This window comes from Pseudomonas sp. HD6422 (assembly GCF_025377065.1).
GTDB classification, from domain to species: Bacteria; Pseudomonadota; Gammaproteobacteria; order Pseudomonadales; family Pseudomonadaceae; genus Aquipseudomonas; species Aquipseudomonas putida_U.
Map to the genome: position 1 here is coordinate 153589 of NZ_JAHWIW010000005.1, position 15000 is coordinate 168588.

The window sequence follows — 15000 nt, forward strand, 5'->3', positions numbered from 1 at the left end:
GCTATGCGCTCCCGGCTATCGATCAGGACTCGGCGATGGTCCGAACGATGGCGTCTACCGTGGCATCGATCTGAGCCTGGGTACGCTCGAGGGTCTGCTGGTGTTCCTTCTGCAGCTCCACCTGTTTCGAACACAGGTTCAGGGCCGCCAGCACCAGCAACTTGTCGCCAATCAGCGTCGGATACTGACGCTTGGTTTCAGCCAGGGCGGTGTTGAGCATCCGCACCGCCTGCGCCAGGGTTTCCTCCTGACCTTCAGGCGCCTTGATCGAATAGTCGCTGCCCAGGATCGACACGACATTGATCGGCTGCGCTTGCAGTCTCATGCGCCGACGACGCCTGCACTGGCGCGCTCGACCAGCGCCTGGATACGCGCGGCGGTGGCACCGTGCTTCTCTTCCTGCTCCATCAACGACAGCTGCAGGTTTTCGTTTTCTTCCTTGGCCTGGGCCAGTTCCTGGCCGAGGGCGGTGTTCTGCTCGGTGAGTTGAGCGTTCTTGTGCATCAGGTCGCTGACCAGTTGCTCGAGTTGATTCAGGGAGGCTTCCAACATGGGGGCAGGTCTCGGTTGTTGCAAAGGGCGCACACGATAAAGAAAAGCGCGAACCCCCGCCATTAAATATCGGATTCTCAAGGCAAAAGCCTGCGCAGATTGACAGGCTCAACACCACCTTGTTCCGACCTTGGTCAACCGCTGGTCGAGTATTTGGATAGCTGCCTCCTATTTTCATCCGCCAGAGCCTCAAGACTCGACGCCCCCGACCGATAGCGAGTTGGGTCTCATTTCGTCGCATGGATCGCGTTCCCTCTCCATTGCCTGGATTCCTTTCCATGTCCTTACGCAACATGAATATCGCCCCGCGTGCGCTGCTGGGGTTTGCCTTGATCGGCGTGCTGATGCTTGGCCTTGGTATCTTCTCGCTCATGCAGATGGGCAACATCCGACAGGCTGGTGTCACCATCGAGCAGATCAGCGTGCCGAGCATCAAGGCCCTGGACGATTTGAACGCACTGAACCTGCGTCTGCGCACTTTGTCCTTCCGCCTGCTGCTCAACCGTGAGGCGCAGAGCCAGCAGGATATCCTCAGGCTGATGGAGCAGCGTAACGGCCAGATCGACACAGCCCGGCGCACCTACGAGCCGCTGATCGTCGCCAGCGATGAGCGGGCGGCCTACGACCAATACGAGCAGTTGCTCACCCAGTACCGCCAGCTCGAATCGCGCATGCGCAGTTTGAGCCAGGCCGACAAGCTTGAAGAGCTGCGCGCGCTGATCAACACCGAAGTGCAGGCAAACTCCGAGCAAATCAACCAGGTGATGGACAACCTGGTGCGGATCAACACCGATCAGACCCGCGAAACCAACGCCACGGCGGCCAGCCAGTACAACGCCGCCTTTGCCTTGGTCATCGGCCTGCTGGTGGCCGCCACAGTGCTGACCCTCCTCTGCGCCTTCCTGCTGACCCGCAGCATCGTCAAGCCGATCGACGACGCGCTCAAAGCTGCGGAGCAGATCGCCGATGGCGACCTGACGCACAGCATCAGCGCAGACGGCACCGACGAAGCTGCACGCCTGCTGCGTGCCATGGCCCGCATGCAGGACAAGTTGCGCGAGACCCTGCACCAGATTTCCGGTTCGGCCACCCAGCTGGCCTCCGCTGCCGAGGAGCTCAACGCGGTCACCGACGAAAGCGCCCGCGGCCTGCAACAGCAGAACAATGAAATCGAGCAGGCCGCCACTGCGGTCACCGAAATGACCAGTGCCGTGGAAGAAGTCGCACGCAACGCCGTCAGCACCTCGGAAGCGTCCAGCGAAGCCAGCCGCTCGGCCGGCGACGGACGTGACCTGGTCATGGAAACGGTCGGCGCCATCGAACGCATGAGCGAAGACGTGCAGGGCACGTCCAAGTTGATCACCCACCTGGCCGAGCAGTCGCGCGACATCGGCAAGGTGCTGGACGTGATCCGCGGTTTGGCCGACCAAACCAACCTGCTGGCTCTGAACGCGGCAATCGAAGCGGCACGGGCAGGCGAGGCAGGCCGTGGCTTCGCCGTGGTGGCTGACGAAGTACGAGCATTGGCTCACCGCACCCAGCAGTCGACCAGCGAAATCGAGCGCATGATCGGCAGCATCCAGGGCGGCACCGAGGAGGCAGTCGCGTCGATGCGCACCAGCACCGAGCGCGCCGAATCGACCCTGAACATCGCCAAGGGTGCCGGTATGGCACTGGATACCATTGCCGGGGCAGTGGCGCAGATCAACGAACGCAATCTGGTGATCGCCAGTGCGGCGGAAGAGCAGGCCCAGGTGGCGCGGGAGGTGGACCGCAACCTGGTGAACATCAACGACCTGTCGGTGCAGAGCGCGACCGGCGCGCATCAGACCAGCGCGGCGAGTACCGAGCTGTCGCGCCTGGCGGTCGACCTGAATGGCTTGGTGGCGCGGTTCCGGACCTGATCCGAGAACGCCGGGGCCGCTTTGCGGCCCATCCGCAGAACAAAACACAACTCATTGATTTAGCCGAAATCTGTGGGAGCGGGCTTGTCCCGCGAACACCGGCGAAGCCGGTGCCATCCACCGCGTCGCCCCATTCGCGGGACAAGCCCGCTCCCACAGGCCACAGTTTTCGGCGCTCCGACTTGCCCCATGAAGGCGTCATCAGAGCCAAACAGCATCCCAATGCGAATAGTCGCCTGCCCGGCCAACCAATCCGGCTCTTATTGGGTTGGCAACGATGTACCTCGCAACTTTCAACACGCTCTCTTCCCGACGCAATGCCCGGTCCTGATAGCCCGGCTGCCATATTCTTTCGCGGCGCATGCCTTGCCGATACAGCGCATGACTGCTGCGTGACTTGAACCTGCGCATCAAGCAGCAAAGGGTGGCGTCTCGCAATTCGATCAACCAATGCACATGGTCAGGCATCACCACCCACGCCAGGGAGTGACAAAGTCCATCGATTTCAGCCAGCCTGAATTGCTGGATGACGCTGCGAGCGAGTTGGAGCTGGGTGAAGATCTGCTTTCGCTGGTGAGTTACCGTGGTCAGCAGGTAAATACCACCTGGCTGGGAGAAACGACCACGGCGTAGAAGGCAGGATTGGGCACGGTCCATGTGATGTCCCTGAATCAAAGCACGGGATAGACCCTAGCCGAGGGATCAACGACATGAGACGGAGAATGCTTTCTGGATGTTGGCAGACTCTCCCACAGGCTCAGCGCAATTCCTGTGGGAGCGGCGGTTCGGCGTCCCGATTTTCCCCACGAATGGGCTGCGAAGCAGCCCCATGCATCCCAGGATCAGTAATCGATCCGCACATCCCCCTTCGGCACGCTGCAGCACGACAGGATGTAACCCTCGGCTTCGTCTTCCTCGGTGATGCCGCCGTTGTGCTCCATCTCCACTTCGCCGCCAAGCTTGAGCACCTTGCAGGTGCCGCAGATGCCCATGCCGCAGGCCTTGGGAATCATCAGGCCGACTTTGGCAGCCGCCGCGTGCACCGTTTCGCCGGGGGCGATACGGATGCTCTTCTCGCTGCCGATGAATTCCACCAGGTTGAGTTCGGAGACGTCCACTTCCGGCGCGTCGGCAGCCTGCTCGGCATGTTCCACCGCGTCGGCCTTGGCTTCTGCAGGCGTCGCGCCGAACGACTCCTCGTGGTAGTTGTTCATGTCGAAGCCGACCGCCTCAAGCATGCGCTTGACCGCCGTCATGTACGGGGTCGGGCCACAGCAGAAGATGGTGCGTTCCATGTAGTCAGGGGCGATCAGCTCCATCAACCGCTGGTTCAGGTAGCCACGATAGCCCGCCCAGGGTTCGCCCAGCCCGTGCTTTTCGCAAATGATGTGCAGGCTGAAGTTGGGGATGCGCGAAGCCATCTGCTCCAGCTCGCGGTGGTAGATGATGTCCTTGGGCGAACGGGCACTGTGCACGAAGACCATGTCGACGTTGGCGTTGGTGTCGTAGAACCAGCGCGCCATCGACATCACTGGAGTGATGCCGACACCGCCGGAAAGATACAGCACCTTGCCGGCCGGGAAGTCGATGGCGTTGAACAACCCTACCGGCCCGTGCACCGGCACCTCGAGGCCTTCATGCATGGTGTCGTGGAGGAAGTTCGAGACCTGCCCGCCAGGTACCCGCTTGACCGTGATGGAGAAGCTGTAGGGCACCGACGGCGAGCTGGAAATGGTGTAGGAGCGCATCACCGGCTTGCCTTCGATCTCCAGCTCCAGGGTCACGAACTGCCCTGGCTTGAAGAAGAACATGATCGGCTGGTCGGCCATGAAGCAGAAGGTGCGCACGTCCCAGGTCTCCTGGATGACCTTGACGCAGCGCACGATGTGGCGGCCGTTGGCCCAGGTCTGGGTAGTGACCGGATTGAGGAATGTATCGGACATGTTCTTCTCCAGCAGCCAACGATTGGCCTTTTTCTGGCTGTGATGATGCGCAACCCGAGAGCGATGTACATTCCTGCCAGCGACATCGGCGTGCTTATCGCGACCAGCCCCGCGATACGTGGTCTGGCGCGTCGTAATTCAAATCGGCCATGTCGCCCATGGATACGGTTCGGGGCGTCTTCGGACGCACACTCCTCGGCAAAAGAAACCGCTGTTTTCAAACGACAGCCTTGCGGCACCACCACAACGATTAGCCACCTTTTGCCGGCCGTACACGGCCCCGAGGAATACACGATGGACGTCACCGCAACCCTGAGCCTGGGCGATCCACTGGAACCTGCACGCAAGGCCACCGCCGAGATGCTGCAGACCCGCGAGCGCACCTACTCGCTGCCCCAGCCGTTCTACACCGACGAACGTCTGTTCCAGATCGACATGCAGGAGATTTTCCACAAGGAATGGCTGATCGCCGGCATGACCTGCGAGATCCCGGCCAAGGGCAACTACATCACCCTACAGATCGGCAAGAACCCGATCATCGTGGTGCGCGGGGCCGAAGGCAAGGTGCATGCCTTCCACAACGTCTGTCGTCACCGCGGTTCGCGCCTGTGCGTCAGCGAAAAGGGCAAGGTGGCCAAGCTGGTCTGCCCGTACCACCAGTGGACCTACGAGCTCGACGGGCGCCTGCTGTTCGCCGGCACCGAGATGGGCAGCGACTTCGACATGAATCAGTACGGCCTCAAGCCGGTGAACGTGAAGGTAGCCGGTGGCTACATCTTCATCAGCCTGGCCGAGAATCCGCCTGCCATCGACGAGTTCCTGGCCACCCTGGACCACTACATGGAACCGTACGACATGGAGAACACCAAGGTGGCCGTACAGACCACCTTGATGGAAAAGGCCAACTGGAAGCTGGTGCTGGAAAACAACCGCGAGTGCTACCACTGCAACGGTTCCCACCCGGAGCTGTTGCAGACCCTGCTGGAATGGGACGACACCAACGATCCACGCGCCGACCAGGCCTTCAAGGACCACGTGGCCGCCTCCGCCGCCGCCTGGGAAGCCGAGAAGATCCCATACCTGCACAAGAGCCATGGTCTGCGTAACCGGATCGTGCGCATGCCGCTGCTCAAGGGCACCGTGTCGATGACCATGGACGGCAAGCAGGCCTGCCAGAAGCTGATGGGCCGCATCAAGAACCCGGACCTGGGCTCGATGCGCATCCTGCACCTGCCGCACTCGTGGAACCACTGCATGGGCGATCACATGATCGTGTTCACCGTATGGCCGATCAGCGCCCAGGAGACCATGGTCACCACCAAGTGGCTGGTGCACAAGGATGCTGTGGAAGGTGTCGATTACGACCCTGAGCGCATGCGCAAGGTGTGGGACGCCACCAACGACCAGGACCGCCGTCTGGCTGAAGAGAACCAACGCGGCATCAACTCCACTGCTTATCAGCCCGGCCCGTACTCGAAGACCTACGAGTTTGGTGTAGTGAACTTCATCGACTGGTACAGCCAGCGTGTGCTGGAAAACCTCGGTGCCGAGCCTGCGCCTTACCTCAAGGAAGTCGTAGCGCAATAACTGCAGAGGGCAACACAGGAGCGCCCCGGCTGACACGTCAGCCGGGGCGTTTTTACATGGCCATCCAAAGGCTTCGCACAGCTTAACCACAGATTGCGCAATGTATGCTGTGCACATCCGCCCACCCCCGCTTTACTCCCTGTGGATAATCCAGTCAAGCTACTGAAATCACTCGTCTGTTTCGGCCAGCAAGAGCATTTGATCAGTTTTTGACCAAAGCCGCGGAGGCCTGGATATACGTGGGCTGCAGGGTTTGTCGAACAGATTATCCACAGAGCCGCCAACAGCGATTGTGGGAAACTCTGAGATTCCAGGGCAAGATTGCCCCGCACGGGTCGGCAGGAAGACTGTTCGTTTTTTGATCAAAGGCCTGGAAGCCTTATAGGGCGGGGGCTTTAGCGAGGGATGAACACTTTATCCACATACTGGCGAACAGATTCAGTGGGCAAAAAAGCTCACCAGGCGCCTTCGTCGTCAAGCCGGCGATGGCGCCTGGGTTAGGGATCAGCGCAGTACGCCCTCCTCCACCAACAGCTTGAGAATCGCCTCGGCGCCTTCCTGTGGCGATACGTCCTTGAGCACCTTGCCCCCACCACCGCTGGCCTTGGCCGTCGCAGCCTTCATGCGGTCGGCGCCGCTCTTGGCCTTGATCACCTTCAATCGCTTGGGTCGAGGCCGTGCAGGCTGCAGTTCGGAGTCGGACAGCCATTCGTCCTCGACAATGGCCACGTTACGCGCCGCCAACACGCCCCGGCGCGCAGGTCCAAATGCACTCTGACGTGGCTTGGGCGCTGCGTTATCCACAGTGGCCAGCAAGGGCAGGCGCACCTTCAGGCGTCGACGCTGGCCACGTGGCAAGGCCTGCAGCACCTGGGCAGTGCCGTTGTCGATCGACTCCACCTCGGCCAGTCCCACGATCAGCGGCCAGCCGAGCTTTTCCGCCAGCAGGAACGGCAACATGCCCGACCCCTCGCCGGTTTCCGCCTGGCTACCGGTCAACACCAACTGGGCGCCGGCATCGCGCAGGTAATCGCCCAGCACCCCGAGCACATCGGCGCCTGCGGGTTGTTCCAATACGTCCAGATGATTCAGGCCCATGCCCAGGTAGGCACGCAGGGCCTCCTCGCGTGGATCGCCGGCATGCACCACCTGCAAGTTATCCCCAGCCAGTTGCAAGCCCAACTCCACGGCCCGCGCATCCTGCTCGGCGCGACGGGCGCGACCGGAGCTGGGGTGGGCACCGATGGAAACCAGGCTGATGACTTTCGTACTCATGCTCGTGCCCTTATGCCGCGTCGCGCTGGCCGCCACTGCGGAAGTTTTCCACAGCCTCGATCAGTGCCTGGAGAATCGCCGAGCTGTCGCCAATCACCGACAGGTCGGCCCGTTTGATCATGTCGCAGCCCGGGTCCATGTTGATCGCCACCACCTTGTCGCAGGCACCGATGCCCTGCAGGTGCTGGATAGCGCCGGAAATACCCACCGCCACGTAGACCCGTGCGGTGACCCAAGTACCCGTGGCTCCGACCTGACGGTTACGTGGCATGAAGCCGTCGTCCACCGCCACCCGTGAGGCGCCCTCGGTAGCGCCGAGAGCTGCGGTCGCCTTGTGATACAGGTCCCAGTCCTTCACGCCATTGCCGCCGGAGACGATGAACTCGGCCTCGGCCATGGCGATGGTAGCCGGATCCACAGCCACCGAGCCAAGATCCTCGATGCGCGACAAGCTGCGCGCCACGCCTGTGGACAACTCCACCGGCAACGCTTCATGACGAGTTTCGCTGACCGGCTCGGCGCACTCTGCCGCAGCCAGGATCAAACGCGGGACGGCACGTTGCAGGTCTTGCTGGCCAGCACCGGCGCGGCCGATGCATTGCCCGTCTTTGACCTGCCATACCCGCGTTGCCGGACGCTCGCCCAGCGCAGCGCCCAGGCGCCGGCCCAGTTCGCCGCCACCGGTGCGGCTGTCAGGCAGCAACCAGTGGCGCGGGGCGAACTGGTTATCCACAGCGCGCAGGCCCTGTACCAGTTGCTCCGGTGCATAACCCTCGAAAGCTTCGCCTTCAATGACCAGCAAACGGTCGACACCGGCTGTGGAAAAGTTGCTTTCCTTGTGTTCGCCAAAGACCACTGCCAACACCGCACCGTCGCTGCCGGCCAGGCTGTGGGCCAACCCGAGCAGGTCGCGGTCGTGGCTGCTCAGGCGGCCTCCGACCATGTCCGGCACCACGGCGATGTAGAAGGCAGGCGTCGCCACTTGGTGCAGTGGCAGCTTGACCTCGACCGCCGCCGTGCGGCGCGCGCCCCCAGCGGTGCCCTGTTGGGCGCCGCTGCGGTCGATCCGCTTGATGCCGGCCGGGCCGATAAAACCTGCGGCAAGCGCATGGGGGTTCTTGCGGATGAGGCCGTTGGGCCCCATCCAACTGCTCTGTTGCGTCTGCATCGCCGCATGCAGCGGATGCAGACGGTTACGGGCGATCCACTCGGCGCGTGGGTCGCGGCGGATGATGTCGCTCATCAGTGCACCTCCGCAGGTTCACGATTGACCGTTGGCGACTTTGGGACTGCGGGAGTTTCCTCCTCGATCAGCACATCGGCCACCAGTTCGGCGAGGTCTTTGATCTGTGGACGCGGTTCGACCACACCTTCGAGCATCGCGGTGCATTGCGGACATCCCACCGCCACCAATTCGGCCTCGGTTTCGCGGATGTCGTCCATGCGCATGTCGGGAATACGCTGCTTGCCTGGGATGTCGGTGATCGGCGCACCGCCGCCACCGCCACAGCAACGCGAGCGGAAGCCCGAACGCTGCATCTCGCGTACTTCGATACCCAGCGCCTTGAGCACTGCCCGCGGCGCTTCGTACTCGCCGTTGTAACGGCCCAGGTAGCACGGGTCGTGGTAGGTGACGCTGCCGCCCTTGTGCTGGCCGAGGTTGAGCTTGTCGGCAGCGATCAGTTCGGCGATGTAGGTACTGTGGTGCTGCACCTGATAGTCGCCGCCCAGGGCGCCGTATTCGTTCTTCAGCACATGGAAACTGTGCGGGTCACAGGTGACGATGCGCTGGAACCTGTACTTGGCCAGGGTCTGGATGTTGCGTTTGGCCAATTGCTGGAAGGTCGCTTCATCACCCAGACGACGGGCCACGTCGCCACTGTCGCGCTCTTCCAGGCCGAGCACGGCGAAGTCCACACCCGAAGCCTTCAGTACCTTGACGAACGAACGCAGGGTGCGCTGGTTGCGCATGTCGAACGCACCGTCGCCGACCCAGAACAACACCTCGGTGGTTTTCACCTCCGACAGCAGTTTCAGGTTCAGGTCGGCCGCCCAGTTCATCCGTCCGCCGGGGGCGAAACCGCCAGGGTTGTCGGTGGCGATCAGGTTGTCCAGCACCTCGGCGCCCTTGTTCGGCGTGGCGCCTTTTTCCAAGGTGAGATGTCGGCGCATGTCAACGATGGCGTCGACGTGCTCGATCATCATCGGGCATTCCTCGACGCAGGCGCGGCAGGTGGTGCACGACCACAGCGTCTCGGCGTCGACCAGACCATTGACGATCGGCTGGTGCGGATGGCCGCCATGCTCCCCGATCGGCTTGCCCGGATACGGGCTGCCGGCGAATTGAGCGTCGCTGCCACCGGCCAGGCCGATGACCATGTCCTGGATGAGTTTCTTCGGGTTCAGCGGCTGGCCGGCAGCGAAGGCCGGGCACATGGCTTCACATTTACCGCACTGTACACAGGCATCGAAGCCCAGCAGCTGGTTCCAGGTGAAGTCCACGGGCTTTTCCACGCCCAGTGGTGCATTCGGGTCTTCCAGGTCCAGCGGCTTGAGGCCGGTGGAGCGACCGCCGCCGAAGCGCTCGGCGCGGCGGTGCCAGGCCAGGTGCAGGGCACCGGCGAAGGCGTGTTTCATCGGCCCGCCCCAGGTCATGCCGAAGAACAGCTCCGACACGCCCCACAGCACCCCGAGGCCGAGCACACCGATCATCACCCAACCCCCGGTGTTGGCCGGCAGGATGCCGGCGACCGGCAAGGTGGCGATGAAGAAGCTCGCGGCGAACACCAGCAGGCTTCTCGGCAAGCGCATCCACGGGCCCTTGGACAGGCGCGAAGGAGGATTCAGGCGGCGTTTGAAGACAAAGATGGCACCGCTGAACATGATCACCGTAGCGACCAGCAAGGCGTAACCGAGGATCTTGCTCTGCAGGCCGAAGCCGTGCACCAGGATCGCCAAGACTGCCGAGAGCACGAAGCCACCGGCGGTGGCCACGTGGGTCTTGGACATGTACTTGTCGCGCTCGACCACATGGTGCAGGTCCACCAGGTAGCGCCGCGGCATCGCCAGCAGCCCGCCGATCAGGTCGACCTTGCTCGGCCGGCCACGACGCCACATGCGCACCCGGCGCAGGGCGCCGAGCACTGCCAGGCCAAGGGCAGCGAACAGCAGGATGGGTAGAAGGGTGTTCAACATGGGAGGCTCCCACAACAGCTGGATTCTTGCGCCGATTCTCAGGATGGGCGCGGACCCTGTGGGAGCGGGCTTGCCCGCGAATACGTCAGATCAGACAACGCTGTCGTTCATGCTGACGCTTTCGCGGGCAAGCCCGCTCCCACAGGGGGCCAGTCCCGCCCACAGTGGGGCGGTATTCATGCCACCAGGATCAAAAGTCCTTGCACAGGCGCAGGGCGTCGTAGATCGCCGCATGCACGTTGCGCTGGGCCACGCAGTCGCCGATGCGATACAACAGGTACCCTTCGCCCGGCTGGCTGAGGATCGGCTGTGGCTTGATGGCGAACAGCGCCTCCACGTCGATCTGGCCCTTGTTGCGCGAACCTTCCTTCAGCGCGTAGTACAACTGCTCGTCAGGACGCACGCCGTTCTCGACCACGACCTGGTCGACCACGCGCTCTTCCTTGGCGCCGGTGTATTCGTTCTCGAGCACCGCCACCAGCTTGTCGCCTTCGCGGTAGACTTTCTCCAGCATCATGTCCCCGGTCATGATCACTTCCTTGGGGTACAGGCTGCGGTAGTAGGTCGGGAATGTCGTACCGCCCATCGCCACGCCCGGCTTGATATCGTCGGTGACGATTTCGACCTGGGCACCCTTGTCGGCCAGGAAGTCCGCAGTGGACATGCCGGTGAATTCGCAGATGGTGTCGTACACCAGTACGTTCTTGCCCGGCGCGACCTTGCCGTCGAGCACATCCCAACTGCTGACCACCAATCCTTCTTCAGCACCCCAGTGCTCGTTCTGCTCGACGAACGGATGACCGCCCACCGCCAGCACGATGATGTCCGGGCGCAGGTCTTGGATGGTCGCGACATCGGCCGCGGTACCCAGGCGCAGGTCAACCTTCAGACGGGCGAACTCCAGCTGGTACCAGCGGGTGATGCCGGCGATCTGGTCGCGCTGCGGCGCCTTGGCGGCGATGGTGATCTGCCCGCCGATCTGATCCTTCTTCTCGAACACGGTCACGTCGTGGCCACGCTCGGCAGCCACGCGCGCGGCTTCCATGCCGGCAGGGCCGGCACCGACCACCACTACCTTGCGCTTGGGCCCGGTGCTCTTCTCGATGATGTGCGGCACGCCCATGTATTCACGGGAGGTGGCGGCGTTCTGGATGCACAGCACGTCCAGACCTTGGTACTGGCGGTCGATGCAGTAGTTGGCACCGACGCACTGCTTGATCTGGTCGACCTGGCCCATCTTGATCTTGGCGATCAGGTGCGGGTCGGCGATGTGCGCACGGGTCATGCCGACCATGTCGACATAGCCGCCTTCCAGAATACGCGTGGCCTGGTTCGGGTCCTTGATGTTCTGCGCGTGCAGTACCGGGACCTTGACCACTTCCTTGATGCCGGCAGCCAGGTGCAGGAACGGCTCCGGCGGGTAGCTCATGTTCGGGATGACGTTGGCCAGGGTGTTGTGGGTGTCGCAACCTGAACCGACCACGCCGATGAAGTCGAGCATGCCGGTGGCATCGTAGTAAGCGGCGATCTGTTTCATGTCCTCGTGGCTCAGGCCATCGGGATGGAACTCGTCACCACAGATACGCATGCCCACGCAGAAGTCGTCGCCGACCTCGGCGCGCACGGCTTTGAGCACTTCCAGACCGAACTTCATGCGGCCTTCGAAGCTACCGCCCCATTCGTCGGTACGCTTGTTGACCCGCGGGCTCCAGAACTGGTCGATCATGTGCTGGTGCACGGCCGACAGCTCGACGCCATCCAGGCCGCCTTCCTTGGCCCGCCGCGCAGCTTGGGCGTAGTTGCCGATCACGCGCCAGATCTCTTCCACCTCGATGGTTTTGCAGGTGGCACGGTGCACGGGTTCACGGATGCCCGACGGCGACATCAGGGTCGGCCAGTTGAAACCGTCCCAACGTGAGCGACGGCCCATGTGGGTAATCTGAATCATGATCTTGGCGCCATGCTTGTGCATGGCGTCGGCGAGATTCTGGAAGTGCGGGATGATGCGGTCGGTGGACAGGTTGACCGAGGACCACCACTCCTGCGGGCTGTCGATGGCAACCACCGACGATCCACCGCAGATCGCCAGGCCAATGCCGCCTTTGGCCTTTTCTTCGTAATACTTCACGTAACGGTCGGTGGTCATGCCGCCGTCAGTGGCGTAGACCTCGGCATGCGCGGTGCTGAGCACGCGGTTGCGGATGGTCAGTTTGCCGATCTGGATCGGCTGGAACATTGCTTCGAATGCCATGACGCTCTCTCCGACTTACAACGGCTTGACGACGAACAGGCCGTCATCGTGACCTTCTTCCGAACCGCCGTAGACCTGCTCGGCCACGGTGCGAATCGAACTGCCACGGGCGGCGAGAATCTGGTCCATGGCACCAGCGAACCAGCCGGTGAACATGTAGTCGACCTTGCGGCCGCACTTGCCATAGACGTAGACGAACGCAGAGTGCTTGAGCTTGACGCTGCAGGTGCCCTTGTCGAGGTCGATGTCCTGGATCTCGAACAGGCCCCAGCCACGTTGGCTCAGTCGCTTCATGTAGTGCTCGAATACCGCCACACCTTCCAGGCCATGGCACTCGGCTTCTTTCTCGCACCAGTGCCAGGCGGACTTGTAGCCGGCCTTGTAGAGGATCTCGGCGTAGGCGTCAGCACCCAGCACTTCCTCGATACCGATGTGGTTGTTGACGAAGAAGTGGCGCGGCACGTACAGCATCGGCAAGGCGTCGCTGGTCCAGACACCGGTTTCGCTGTCGACTTCGATTGGCAATTGCGGGGCGATCTTGGCCATGGAAACTCAACTCCATAAAATTTTTGTTTGGATGCCCCGGCGTTGCTGGCAGGGGCTTTCAGGCTTTGGAGAGCGGCTTACTCGCCCCACACGTCCTTGAGGACGTTGACCCAGTTCTCGCCCATGATCTTGCGTACCACGCGCTCGGAATGGCCGCGCTTGAGCAAGGTTTCGGTGAGGTTGGGGAATTCGCCCACGGTGCGAATGCCCAGCGGGTTGATGATCTTGCCGAAGTTGGTCAGACGTCGGGCATAGCCCTTGTCGTGGGTCAGGTACTCGAAGAACTCCTGACCGTGACCCTGTGTGAAGTCGGTACCGATACCGATAGCGTCTTCACCGACGATGTTCATGGTGTACTCGATGGCCTCGGCGTAGTCGTCGATGGTCGAGTCGATGCCCTTGGCCAGGAACGGCGCGAACATGGTCACGCCAACGAAGCCACCATGGTCGGCGATGAACTTCAGCTCTTCGTCCGACTTGTTGCGCGGGTGCTCCTTGAGGCCCGAAGGCAGGCAATGCGAATAGCAGACCGGCTTCTTCGATTCGAGAATGACTTCTTCGGAGGTTTTGGAGCCGACATGGGACAGGTCGCACATGATGCCGACGCGGTTCATCTCGGCGACGATCTCGCGACCGAAGCCCGACAGGCCACCGTCACGCTCGTAGCAGCCGGTGCCGACCAGGTTCTGGGTGTTGTAGCACATCTGCACGATGCCCACGCCCAACTGCTTGAACACGTCGACGTAAGCGATCTGGTCCTCGAACGCATGGGCGTTCTGGAAGCCGAAGAGGATACCGGTCTTGCCCAGTTCCTTGGCCTTGCGGATGTCGGCGGTGGTGCGCACCGGCATCACCAGGTCGCTGTTGTCGCGGATCAGCTTCTGGCTGGCGGCGATCTGATCGACGGTGGCCTTGAAGCCTTCCCAGACCGACACGGTGCAGTTGGCCGCGGTGAGCCCGCCCTTGCGCATGTCCTCGAACAGCTCGCGGTTCCATTTGGCAATGATCAGGCCGTCAATGACGATGCTGTCGGCGTGAAGTTCGGCTGGGCTCATCAGGCTGTCCCCTATTATCGATACGGGTCGCGCCGAATCTTCTGCCGGCGCTTTGGAGCCAGCATATGCTTGTGCCCAAAGGCGCCCCGATACAAAAACGACAGGGGGTTTGCCGAAAGCGTCAATGCCCGACATCGGGGCGTCTGGCGCGGTGCGCGGGGATGAGAGACAGTCGCGATAACGACATTTACCGCATTACATGAACATTTCGTCAGGGAGCTATCGTCTTGTCTGCGGCTGAGCGAGAATCCAGCCGATTCGTCAGCCTTGTTGAGGAGAAAACGGATGAAATCAATGGCATGGCTGGTCTTGCTGGCCGTGGTCACGGCTGCCCACGCCGGTGAGGAAGAAAGCACCCCGTGCGACAACGTCGAGACCGAACAGCAGACATTCGCCTGCGCTGCGTTCAACAAGCAGACCGCCGAGCGTGAGTTGAAAGCCGCGTACGACGATCTGATCCAGCGCATCCGCGATCAATATGCCGATGCGCCGGGCCAGGCCAGCGGCCTGATCCAGCGCATGGAGGCGGCAGAAAAACTGTGGGCGCAGTTGCGCGATGCCGATTGCAAGGTCGAGACCTATGCCGAAAAGCCTGGCAGTCCGGCGTTCGAAGCGGCGTGGAGCACCTGTGTGGCGCAGCGCAGCGATGACCGCTCGGAATATTTACAAGGCATTGGGCAACAATGAAACGC

Annotated in this window: 13 protein-coding genes; 3 read left to right on the forward strand and 10 right to left on the reverse strand. The window is 62.1% G+C overall.

Going from position 1 to position 15000, the window contains the following annotated elements; all coding sequences use genetic code 11:
- Positions 1–22: 22 nt before the first annotated feature.
- On the reverse strand, positions 23–325 hold the full coding sequence (locus tag KY379_RS05295; RefSeq protein ID WP_133327448.1) for a cell division protein ZapA: 303 nt from the start codon (positions 323–325) through the stop codon (positions 23–25).
- Entirely contained in the window at positions 322–552 is a 231-nt protein-coding gene (locus tag KY379_RS05300) for a hypothetical protein (protein ID WP_133327450.1), read from the reverse strand. The genes KY379_RS05295 and KY379_RS05300 overlap by 4 nt, the downstream gene beginning before the upstream one ends.
- 278 nt (positions 553–830) lie before the next feature.
- Between KY379_RS05300 and KY379_RS05305 the strand changes: the two genes are divergently transcribed.
- Entirely contained in the window at positions 831–2456 is a 1626-nt protein-coding gene (locus tag KY379_RS05305; RefSeq protein ID WP_261239371.1) for a methyl-accepting chemotaxis protein, read from the forward strand.
- Between the two features lie 201 nt (positions 2457–2657).
- Here the strand turns inward: KY379_RS05305 and KY379_RS05310 are convergent, their stop codons facing one another.
- The gene (locus tag KY379_RS05310; RefSeq protein WP_133327456.1) at positions 2658–3113 is read right to left on the reverse strand and encodes an REP-associated tyrosine transposase; all 456 of its coding nucleotides are present in this window, start codon (positions 3111–3113) and stop codon (positions 2658–2660) included.
- 185 nt (positions 3114–3298) lie between these two features.
- Positions 3299–4399 carry a glycine-betaine demethylase subunit GbcB gene (gene gbcB, locus KY379_RS05315; protein WP_133327458.1) on the reverse strand — a complete coding sequence of 367 codons (1101 nt, stop codon included), beginning with the start codon at positions 4397–4399 and terminating at the stop codon, positions 3299–3301.
- A gap of 294 nt (positions 4400–4693) precedes the next feature.
- On the opposite strand from gbcB, the gene gbcA reads away from it, so the two are divergent.
- Positions 4694–5986: a glycine-betaine demethylase subunit GbcA gene (gene gbcA, locus KY379_RS05320; protein WP_133327460.1), complete on the forward strand. Its 1293-nt coding sequence runs from the start codon at positions 4694–4696 to the stop codon at positions 5984–5986.
- 504 nt (positions 5987–6490) lie between these two features.
- Here gbcA and KY379_RS05325 read toward each other — a convergent pair.
- The 6 genes from KY379_RS05325 to KY379_RS05350 all read right to left on the reverse strand — a co-directional run bounded on the left by KY379_RS05325 (position 6491) and on the right by KY379_RS05350 (position 14308).
- Entirely contained in the window at positions 6491–7261 is a 771-nt protein-coding gene (locus tag KY379_RS05325) for an electron transfer flavoprotein subunit beta (protein ID WP_261239372.1), read from the reverse strand.
- Positions 7262–7271: 10 nt separating this feature from the next.
- On the reverse strand, positions 7272–8504 hold the full coding sequence (locus KY379_RS05330) for an electron transfer flavoprotein subunit alpha/FixB family protein (RefSeq protein ID WP_261239373.1): 1233 nt from the start codon (positions 8502–8504) through the stop codon (positions 7272–7274).
- Entirely contained in the window at positions 8504–10456 is a 1953-nt protein-coding gene (gene dgcB / locus KY379_RS05335) for a dimethylglycine demethylation protein DgcB (RefSeq protein WP_261239374.1), read from the reverse strand. Before dgcB ends, KY379_RS05330 begins: the two co-directional genes overlap by 1 nt.
- A gap of 190 nt (positions 10457–10646) precedes the next feature.
- Positions 10647–12707, reverse strand: coding sequence for a dimethylglycine demethylation protein DgcA (gene dgcA, locus KY379_RS05340; protein WP_133327468.1), 2061 nt, complete (start codon positions 12705–12707; stop codon positions 10647–10649).
- Between the two features lie 15 nt (positions 12708–12722).
- Complete coding sequence (locus tag KY379_RS05345; protein ID WP_133327470.1) at positions 12723–13253, reverse strand: DUF5943 domain-containing protein; 531 nt, start codon at positions 13251–13253, stop codon at positions 12723–12725.
- A 77-nt stretch (positions 13254–13330) separates the two neighbouring features.
- On the reverse strand, positions 13331–14308 hold the full coding sequence (locus KY379_RS05350) for a dipeptidase (RefSeq protein WP_054903400.1): 978 nt from the start codon (positions 14306–14308) through the stop codon (positions 13331–13333).
- 285 nt (positions 14309–14593) lie between these two features.
- Here KY379_RS05350 and KY379_RS05355 point away from each other — a divergent pair, with 285 nt between their 5' ends.
- Positions 14594–14995 carry a lysozyme inhibitor LprI family protein gene (locus tag KY379_RS05355; RefSeq protein WP_261239375.1) on the forward strand — a complete coding sequence of 134 codons (402 nt, stop codon included), beginning with the start codon at positions 14594–14596 and terminating at the stop codon, positions 14993–14995.
- Positions 14996–15000 lie beyond the last annotated feature (5 nt).

Bases quoted from the DNA above. Each gene is read 5' to 3' on its own strand.
- KY379_RS05295 (WP_133327448.1), bottom strand. From the start codon at position 325: ATGAGACTGCAAGCGCAGCCGATCAATGTCGTGTCGATCCTGGGCAGC.
- KY379_RS05300 (WP_133327450.1), bottom strand. From the start codon at position 552: ATGTTGGAAGCCTCCCTGAATCAACTCGAGCAACTGGTCAGCGACCTG.
- KY379_RS05305 (WP_261239371.1), top strand. From the start codon at position 831: ATGTCCTTACGCAACATGAATATCGCCCCGCGTGCGCTGCTGGGGTTT.
- KY379_RS05310 (WP_133327456.1), bottom strand. From the start codon at position 3,113: ATGGACCGTGCCCAATCCTGCCTTCTACGCCGTGGTCGTTTCTCCCAG.
- gbcB (WP_133327458.1), bottom strand. From the start codon at position 4,399: ATGTCCGATACATTCCTCAATCCGGTCACTACCCAGACCTGGGCCAAC.
- gbcA (WP_133327460.1), top strand. From the start codon at position 4,694: ATGGACGTCACCGCAACCCTGAGCCTGGGCGATCCACTGGAACCTGCA.
- KY379_RS05325 (WP_261239372.1), bottom strand. From the start codon at position 7,261: ATGAGTACGAAAGTCATCAGCCTGGTTTCCATCGGTGCCCACCCCAGC.
- KY379_RS05330 (WP_261239373.1), bottom strand. From the start codon at position 8,504: ATGAGCGACATCATCCGCCGCGACCCACGCGCCGAGTGGATCGCCCGT.
- dgcB (WP_261239374.1), bottom strand. From the start codon at position 10,456: ATGTTGAACACCCTTCTACCCATCCTGCTGTTCGCTGCCCTTGGCCTG.
- dgcA (WP_133327468.1), bottom strand. From the start codon at position 12,707: ATGGCATTCGAAGCAATGTTCCAGCCGATCCAGATCGGCAAACTGACC.
- KY379_RS05345 (WP_133327470.1), bottom strand. From the start codon at position 13,253: ATGGCCAAGATCGCCCCGCAATTGCCAATCGAAGTCGACAGCGAAACC.
- KY379_RS05350 (WP_054903400.1), bottom strand. From the start codon at position 14,308: ATGAGCCCAGCCGAACTTCACGCCGACAGCATCGTCATTGACGGCCTG.
- KY379_RS05355 (WP_261239375.1), top strand. From the start codon at position 14,594: ATGAAATCAATGGCATGGCTGGTCTTGCTGGCCGTGGTCACGGCTGCC.